The organism is Polyangium sp. 6x1, assembly GCF_029946515.1.
Taxonomy (GTDB): domain Bacteria; phylum Myxococcota_A; class Polyangia; order Polyangiales; family Polyangiaceae; genus Polyangium.
In genome coordinates this window covers 1-8,600 of the sequence record NZ_JARZHH010000146.1, presented here as the reverse complement: position 1 = coordinate 8,600, position 8,600 = coordinate 1, and the positions used below count along the sequence as shown (strand labels likewise).

At 70.9% G+C, this 8,600-nt stretch carries 4 protein-coding genes and 2 pseudogenes; 4 read left to right on the top strand and 2 right to left on the bottom strand.

Going from position 1 to position 8,600, the window contains the following annotated elements:
- Together QHF85_RS49080 and QHF85_RS49075 are read right to left on the bottom strand one after the other, a co-directional pair.
- Positions 1-467: pseudogene (locus QHF85_RS49080) on the bottom strand (hypothetical protein); the annotation flags it as partial.
- A gap of 117 nt (positions 468-584) precedes the next feature.
- A complete protein-coding gene (locus QHF85_RS49075; protein WP_281334469.1) occupies positions 585-2,171 on the bottom strand; it encodes a HEAT repeat domain-containing protein in 1,587 nt (528 codons plus the stop codon).
- Positions 2,172-2,452: 281 nt separating this feature from the next.
- Between QHF85_RS49075 and QHF85_RS49070 the strand changes: the two genes are divergently transcribed.
- From QHF85_RS49070 to QHF85_RS49055, 4 genes and pseudogenes are all read left to right on the top strand, one after another.
- The gene (locus QHF85_RS49070; RefSeq protein ID WP_281334468.1) at positions 2,453-5,761 is read left to right on the top strand and encodes a DNA translocase FtsK 4TM domain-containing protein; all 3,309 of its coding nucleotides are present in this window, start codon (positions 2,453-2,455) and stop codon (positions 5,759-5,761) included.
- 45 nt (positions 5,762-5,806) lie between these two features.
- A complete protein-coding gene (locus tag QHF85_RS49065) occupies positions 5,807-6,166 on the top strand; it encodes a hypothetical protein (protein WP_281334467.1) in 360 nt (119 codons plus the stop codon).
- On the top strand, positions 6,163-7,449 hold the full coding sequence (locus QHF85_RS49060) for a PQQ-binding-like beta-propeller repeat protein (protein ID WP_281334466.1): 1,287 nt from the start codon (positions 6,163-6,165) through the stop codon (positions 7,447-7,449). The genes QHF85_RS49065 and QHF85_RS49060 overlap by 4 nt, the downstream gene beginning before the upstream one ends.
- A gap of 16 nt (positions 7,450-7,465) precedes the next feature.
- Positions 7,466-8,600: pseudogene (locus tag QHF85_RS49055) on the top strand (hypothetical protein); the annotation flags it as partial.

Below are 8,600 nucleotides of genomic sequence, written 5' to 3'. Positions count from 1 at the left end.
GGCGGGGGCGCGGGCGGCGCGCCGGGGCCACCCATCATGGACGGGGGCGGCGCGGGCGGCGCGCCAAGCATCGGCGGCGGCGCGGGCGGCTGTGCCGGGGCGCCGACCATCGGGGGCGGTGCGGGTGGCATGCCGGCGCCGATCGGGGCCGAGCTGTACGCCGCGGGCATCGAGACGCCGGTGGTGGGGCCCGGGGCCGGCGGGTAGCCCGGCGGCGGCGACGGCGGCGGCGCGGGGATCCCGGGCGTCGACATCGGGCTGCCGCTCCCCGGGGCCGACTCGCTGCGGACCGCGCCGGGGAACGGTGTACGCGGGCTGTAGCTACGCTGCCGCGCGTACTGCTTCATCGACTCATTGATGAGGTAGTCGATCGAGCACTCCAGCTCGCGTGCCATCTGTTCGAACGTCTCCCAGAGGACGTCGCGGCACTGGAATGACCTTGCGCTCTTCTTGTTCGGGTCCGACATTGTTCCCTGATCGTCGTCGATGGTTCCGGGGCCGTCCTGAGGATCCGGAATGCCGATCCTCCGAGATGTCGACCTGCACGCTCTACGAAGGCTGCTCGTCGATGCGTGCGGTGCCGCTCATTTCTTTTGCTCCTTGGCAGCTTCGGGCTTGCGCTCTTTCATGGCCGGCACGACGCAGTGGCGGACGAACTCGCCGATCGTCTTGATCTCTTTCTGCTCGCGCTCCGGGCTGCCCTCTTTCGGGACATCGCAGACCCATTTGCAATCGGGGTCGCTGTCGCACTTCGGGGCCCTGCCTTCGTCCGTCTCCAGCGAGGACAGGGCGGATACGTCCGCCGACGTGCCGTACGTGAAATAATACGCGATCGCAGTCGTCCGCGCTGCGGGTGATCCAGCGCCGAAGTATTTCTTCAGCGCGTCGAGGGGCGTGCCCTCCTTGAGCTCGCCCATATAAGCGCCATACGTGAGCGCCTCGCCGAGGGCGAAGTTTTTGTCGTCCGGCAGCTTCCCGAGGAACTCGCCCACGTCCTTCACCGTCGACATTTTCAGCACCGTCGTCGCGGCGGCGCGGCGCACCTTCCACTTGTCGGTCTTGAACAGGGCGTAGAGCTTCTCGACGACGGCGTCGCGCGGCAGCTCGCCGATGCGGCGGAAGGCTTGATCCAGCACCACGTCGGGCGCGTCGCTGCCCGCGATCTCGAGGATCCGCTTGACGTCGTCGGGGTTGTCCTTCTTGAGGTGCCCTTCGAGCGCGGCGAGCGCGGTTTGCCTTCGTTTCTCGCTCTGATCCTTGCGCGCCGCGAAGCCAAGCAGGTGCTCGACCACGGGCCTCTGGCCGACCCTGCGCATCGAGGCGAAGACCTTGATGAGCTCGTCGTCCTGGAGCGACTCCGTCTGCTTCTTGAACTGCTCCTCGGTCGGCGTGAGCTTCTGCGCCGCGTTCGAGTCCTTGAGCTCGAGCGTGCGCACCTTCGTCCAGTCGTCCGAGAGGATCCACTTCGCGACCTCGACGAGCGCCGCCGACGCGCCTTCCTTCGTCTTCGCGTCGCCGAGCTCCGCCACGAGCGAGGCCATGGAGTCGAGCTTGCGCGCGTCCTTCGTCATGAGCTTCGGCAGCCCGACGACGGCTTCCGCCCCGATCACGCGCAGGAGCTGCTCCATCCCGTAGGCCTGGCCGCGCGCTTCGAGGCGACGTTCGAAGTCCGCCATCGCCCACTCGACGAGCGCGCCGCGCAGCGTCTGCTTCAGGCCTTCGTCCGTGAGGAGCGGCGGCTTGTCCGCGACGAGCATCGCGTAAGCTGCGTCCTTGTACGGAAACGATCCGTCCGCGGGCGCCGGCTGTCCCGGCTGGGCGACGGGCGGCGGGCGCTTCAGCTCCACGATGATCGAGGAGACGAGCTGCGACACGATCGGCGCTTGCGCCTCGACGCGCAGGCCCGAGAGCACGTCGACGAGGCTGCCTTTGCAGGCCTCGTTCTCCGGCGGATCCTCGCCGTCGATCTGGGTGAAGGCGAGGCGCCTGCCGGATCGCGGCTTCATGCGGATCAGCGCGAGCGCGCTCTCGACGCGGAGCGAGGTGTCGTACTTGTCGTACAGCAGCACGGCGCAGAGCTTTTTGGGGCCGTGGGCCGTGTTTTCCCAGCGGTGGATGTCGTTGTCGTCGACGCGGCAACCGCTCGACACGAGCCCCATGCCCAAGGCCACGAGGCACGTCGCGAGAACCCTCGCGGTCTTGGGTCGCGGCCCTGCTCCATCAACGCTTCGCATGCTGTCCTTGGGAATGGCGGCGATGGTACCGCTCGGGGCGTCCCAGGCTCAAAGAATTTCGGGTCCTTAACAAAGGCGCGCCTTCGCCGCGCCGCGCCGATGAAAAGGAACCTCCGTGCTCCCGAACACGAATTCGGCGCGTCTCGCCGGCTTCGCCTCCAGGGACTTGCATAGAAGGAAGAGTGGGAATATGTAGGCAAGGTAGGTTCAGGTAGGCCATGACCGTTCCCCTCTTCGCTCCGCGTCGTGTGCAGACCGCCCCCGGTCCCGGTGAAACTGTTTCGTCGCCCACGAAAAAGCCACGTGGGGGCGGAGGCCGGGGGGGCGAGGGCGAGGGTGCGTCCGCGGCGACGGCCGCGTCGGCGCGCCACACGTATGCGCGGGAGGCGGCGGCGCTCGTGCTGCTCGCGTCCGCGCTTTACACGTCGCTCGCGCTGGCTTCGTTCCGAGGAGATCCGCTGCGTCCGGAGGTCGTGGGGCCGGACTGGGTCGGGCCCGTGGGCGCGGCGTTCGCGGAGTTCTTCGCGAGCACGGTGGGCGTCGTCGCGTGGGCGCTTCCGATCGAGCTCGTGGCGCTGTCGGCGCCGCTGCTCGGGGGCAGGCCGTCGCGCGCGAGCGTGCAGCGGTTCGGCGGCGACATCGTGGTCGTGGTGATCCTGGCGGCGCTCGCGCACGTGGCGTTCCCGATCGCCACGTCGTTCGGCGCGATGCCGCTCGGCGGCGCCGTGGGCGAGCTCTTCGGCGAGGTGATGCGATCGCTGTTCTCGGCGATCGGCTCGTACATCATCGGCCTCACGGTCGTGTCGTTGATCCTGGTCCAGCGCGCGACGTTCTCGTTCATCGAGCTCGTGGCGCGCATGCGGCGATCGCTCGAGACGGCCGGCGAGAAGGGCGCGTTCGGCCTGCGCGCGCTCGCGTCGGCATGGCAGAAGGCGCGCGAGATCGAGCGCGCGAGCACGAAGGACGAGAAGGCCGAGCGCGCGGCGGACGCGAAGATCGTGGCGACGCCCGCGGCGGACGCGATCATCGCGGCGCTGACGGCCGGCGACGACGGCGACGAGATCAAGAAGGAAGCGACGCCCGACGCGATGAACGTGGTGATCGCGAAGGGCGCGTCCGAGCCGGCGCTTTCGGGCGCGTGGAACGACGGCGGCGTGATCGCGAGCGCGCTCGTGGAGGCGGATGCGCCGAAGCCGCAGCAGCGCAAGCGGCGCGCGCAGGCCGGAAAGGCCGCGGCTGCGTCGGGGGACGAGGAGGCGAAGGAGAACGCGGCGCCGGCGGCGGTGATCGTGACGAACACGGCGGCGGCTCCGATCGAGGCGGCGCGAACGATCACGCCTGCGGCGACGGCTGCGCCTGCACCTTCGGCGATTGCGCCTGTTGCGCCTGCTGCGCCCGCTGCGATCGCGCCTGCCCCCATCGCGCCTGCTGCGCCTGTCGCGCCCGCTGCGCCTCTGCCCGCGCCGATCGTTTCGACCGTCAAGGAATCGTCGGGCCCCGCGATCTTCGCGCCGCCCGCGGATCCCGTGGCGATCGTGGCCGTCTCCGACATGGCCGCGGGCGAGTCGTTCTTCGACGCTGCCGCCACGCCGACGCCGCCCGTCGCTCCGCCGAAGGCACAAGCGCCCAAGGCGATCACGAAGGCGCGCACGATCGAGCCGAAGACGCCGCCCGCGCCTCCGCCTCCGCCGCCCACGCCCACGCCCGAGCCTGCGGTCGTGGACGAGGTCGACGACGACGAGGAGGAAACGGACGAAACGGTCGACGAGGACGAGCGCTACTTCGAACGCGAAGCGCCCGTGAGCGAGGACGAGCCGGAAGAGGCGATCGACGAGAGCCCGATCGCGCCTGCAAGGGTCGAGGCGCCGAAGCTCGCCGCCAAGCCTGTGACGCCCCCGAGCGCCGTCGCGCCGGCCAAGCCCATCGCGCCCGTCGCGGTCGCCGCGCCTGTCGCGCCCGCGCCGCAGCCGGCCGCGCGCGCGCCCGAGGTCGTCAAGGTCGTGCCTGCCGTGGGCAAGGGCTTCCGCTTGCCCACGACGGACATGCTCGAGCCGCCTTCGCCCGGCGATCGCTTCGACATCGACGAAGACCAGCTCCGCGAGAGCGCCGCGCTCCTCGAAAAGACGCTCGCGGACTACGGCGTGAGCGGCAAGGTCGAGGAGATCCACCCGGGCCCGACCGTCACCACGTTCGAGGTCGCGCCGGCCGCGGGCACGAAGGTCTCGAAGGTCGCGAGCCTCGCCGACGACCTCGCGCTCGGCCTCTCGCGCAAGGTGCGCATCATCGCGCCGATCCCGGGCAAGAACCGCATCGGCTTCGAGCTGCCGAACGAGCGACGCATGCCCGTCTCGCTGCGCGAGCTCGTCGAGGATCGCCGCTTCCAGGAGATGAAGGCGCCGCTGCCTTGCGTGCTCGGCCGCGACATCATCGGCGCGCCCTACTTCGCCGACCTCGCGTCCATGCCGCACGTGATCGTCGCGGGCGCGACCGGCGCGGGCAAGAGCGTCGGGCTCAACGTCATGCTCGTGAGCTTGCTCTTCCGCAAGACGCCGGACGAGCTGCGCATGCTCATGATCGATCCGAAGGTCGTCGAGCTCGCGCCCTTCGATCGCATCCCGCACATGCTGCTTCCGGTCGTGACGGACATGAAGCAGGCGGCGAACGCGCTCAAGTGGGCCGTCGACGAGATGGAGCGGCGCTACCAGCTCTTCGCGAACGCGGGCACGAAGAACATCGGCACGTACAACGCGTGGGTCGAGAAGGTGCAGCGCGGCGAGGCCAAGCCCCCGCGGCCGAAGAAGGTCGCCGCGATCTCGGTCGACGGGCTCGAGGTCGAGGTCGACGCCGCGAAGGACGGAACCGACGTGGCCTTGCCGGAGAAGATCCCGTTCATCGTGATCGTCGTCGACGAGTTCGCCGACCTCATGATGCAGCAGGGCAAGGACGTGGAGGCCAGCGTCGCGCGTCTCGCGCAGAAGGCGCGCGCGGCGGGCATGCACGTCATCCTCGCGACGCAGCGCCCGAGCGTCGACGTGATCACGGGCATGATCAAGGCGAACTTCCCGACGCGCATCGCGTTCCGCGTGGCGCAGAAGGTCGACAGCCGCACGATCCTCGACGAGCAGGGCGCCGAGCACCTGCTCGGCCGCGGCGACATGCTCGTGAAGATGAACGGCGCCACGGACACGCGCCGCGTGCAGTGCCCCTTCGCGAGCGAGGAAGAGGTGCAGCGCATCACGGACTTCCTGCGCCTCCAGGGAGAGCCCGTCTACGACGAAGCGATCCTCAAGCCGCGCGACGAAGAGGGCCAGGAGGCGGACACGAACGACGCGGAGAACGATCCCATGTACGACGCTGCCGTACGGATCGTGGCCGAGACGCGGCGCTGCTCGACCTCGTGGATCCAGCGCAAGCTCGGGGTCGGATACAACCGTGCCGCAAAAATCGTCGAGGCCATGGAAAAGCGTGGGATCGTCGGTCCTGCGAACGGAGCGAAGGACCGTGAGGTGCTGATCGCGCCCCTCTGATCGGTATTTGTTTTCCGTCCCCGCGTGCTAGAGAAACCGTTCGAGATGGCGTGCGAAGAAGAGCGCACACGGCTCATCGGCCAGATCACGAGCCTCCTGCGGGAAAACTCGTTGCCGCCCGTCGCTCGGGAAGCGGGGCTCACGCTGATCGCATGGCTCGCGCGGCGCATGCCCGGTGAGTCGGTGTCGCTCGCCGGCAAAGAAGAGATGCTGCGTCGCTGCGTGGAGCACGGCTACACGAACGGCGTGAACGGCGCGGTCACGAACGGCGTGAACGGCGTGCACGCCGCGGCCACGAACGGCGCGCATGGTGCGTCGGGTCTGAACGGCGCGAGCCCGGCGAAGAGCCGCGTCGTCGAGAAGCGCAACGGTTCGTCGCGGGGTAGCGGTCGTCGCGCGCGGTGAAGATCAAGCCGGGGCCGCTCCTCGCGTCCGCGGCCGCAGCGACGATCGGCTCTGCGCTCTTCGCAGGACGCGCGCCCGACACGCTCCTCACCGCGCGCTCGACCGAACACGCGATCCTCGATCCAGCGCTCCGCCTCGCCGAGGCCTTCCCGCCGCCTCCTCCGCCTCCGCCGCCCGAGGTCGTGGTGAAAGGCCCGCCGAGCCGCACCTTCCGCGGTGACGCCAAGCGCCGGCATCGAAGCCCCTTCCACGGCCCGCGCGCTCTCCCCACCGCCACCATCCTCCACGAAGCCGCCGCCTCCATCGCCGCGATGCCTGCCCTCCTCGAAGGCGGCGACCTCCTCGTCGCGTCGCTCGGCGGAGCGCTCGCGCGCCTCTCGCCCGCCGGCGATCTCCGCTGGAAGATCCACCTCGGCGATCGCATCTACGCGAGCCCGCTCGTCACCGGTGATCACGCCGTCCTCGGCTCGGACGCCGATCGCATCGTCGCCGTGCGCCTCTCGGATGGCCGCATCCTCTGGCAGCTCCTCGTCGACGGGGACGCGGACACCGCGCCGGCCGAAGCGCCCGACGGATCGATCGTGATCGCCGCCGGCACCTCGCTCTACGTGATCCGCCCGAGCGGATCGCTGCGCACGCGCATCCGCTTGCAGCGCAAGATCTACGGCTCGCCCGCGATCGACGACGACGGCACGATCTACGTCGGCGCGCAGGACGATCACCTCCACGCGTTCACGCTCGCCGGCGCGCGAGTCTTCCGCCGTGATCTCGGCGCCGATGTCGACTGCGCCCCGCTCGTCGGTGACGACGGCGCGATCTTCGTCGGCACCGACGGCGGACACGTCTTCGCGTTCGAGAAGGGCGGCGCGCTCCGGTTTCGCGCGGACGTCGGCGGGTTCGTCCGCGGAGGGCTCTCGCTCGGCCTCGACGGGAGCGTGATCGCGGGAGTGTACGGCCCGAGGCCGGGCATTGTCGCCCTGGATCCGACGAGCGGCGCCGAGCGGTTTGCCTTTCGAATCCGGGAGGGTGGCCCCCGTGAGCTCGGCGTCCACGGCGGACCCCTCGTCGACGCCCAAGGCCGCCTCTATTTCGGCGCGGCCGACGACCAGGTCTACGCGCTGGATTCCCGCGGATCGCGCCTCTTCACGGTCCCCTTGACCGGCGACGTCGACGCCCCGCTCGTCCTCGGCCCGGGCGGGGTCCTGTATGCCGGCGCAGAGGACGGCCGCCTCTACGCGATCCAAGGTTCGGCACTTCCCGCACCGACCAGAAACGGCCTGTGATAGGGGTGGTCTGGTCATGGCCGAGCTTTCGGTGACGCTTCCCGATCCGCGCCCCGACGACGCGGAGGATGTCGTCTGGGGGTTGTCGACTGCGAAAACGTTGTGGGCGCGTGGTGAGCGGAAAGACGCCGTCGTGTGGCTCCGCCGCGCCGCGGAAGCCGCCGAGTCCTCGGGCAACGTCTTCCGCGCCTCGGAGCTCGGGATGTACGCCCAGGAGCTCGAAGACGCGCTCGCCGCTGCGCCCGACGTGCCGCCCGCGCCCCGCGCGCCGCTGCCCTCGTTCGACATCGAGTTCGATCCCAACACCGGCACGCCTCCGCCCGCGCACGTGAGGCCCGCGATCGCGCCGCCGGCGCCTCCCCCAGCGCCGCCCGCGCAAGCCGCGGCGCCGCTCCCGCCGATGGCGCCGCCGCCCGTGCCGCCACCACAAGCCACGACGCCGCAGCCTCCTTCCGCCGTACCCAACACCATGCGGCCGCCCACGATGGCGCCGCCGCCGCTCCCTCCGCTCTCCGCGCAGACCGCGCCGTCTCCTGGCTCCTTGCGGCCGCCGCCTCCGCCCTCCGTGCTTCCGCCGGCCGCGCCCTTCGTGGCGTCTCCCGCGCCGAGCGTCGCGGCGCCGCTCCCGCCGCCCGTCTCGCCTGTCCCGCCGCCGCTTCCGGAGGGGGACCCCCTCGCGCCGCCGTCGCGCCCGCCTTCGGTGCGGCCTCCGCCTCGCTCGGTCACGCCGCCGCCGATGGCCGCGACGGCCGCGCGATCGACCTCCACGCCTCCACCCGGGCCGGGCAAGGCCGCCGCGCAGCAACGAAAGGTCCCGCTCCGCTCGCCGATCCTCGATCCCTGGTCGGAGGGGGATCCGCAGAACGCGAACGTGCCTCGCGGGGAAGAGCCCGCGCAGCGACGCAAGACGGCGACGGGCGAGTCGAGCGCCTCCCTCGCGCGACCGCGCGTCCCGGCCCTGATCGAAGACGACGACGTCCTCACCTCGGCCGCGCCGCTCGAGCAGACCCTCGGGAAAAAACGCGCCGTCCCGCCGCCGCTCCCCGGCGGCACCGCGCTCGCCGCGGCGCCGACTTCGTCCGCCGCGCCCGTGCCTCCCAAGGCGCCGCCGCCGCCGCCGCGCGCCTCGTCCACCGCGACCCCCGCGGTTG

Coding starts and splice junctions, on each gene's coding strand:
- QHF85_RS49070 (WP_281334468.1), top strand. CDS start 2,453: ATGACCGTTCCCCTCTTCGCTCCGCGTCGTGTGCAGACCGCCCCCGGT.
- QHF85_RS49065 (WP_281334467.1), top strand. CDS start 5,807: ATGGCGTGCGAAGAAGAGCGCACACGGCTCATCGGCCAGATCACGAGC.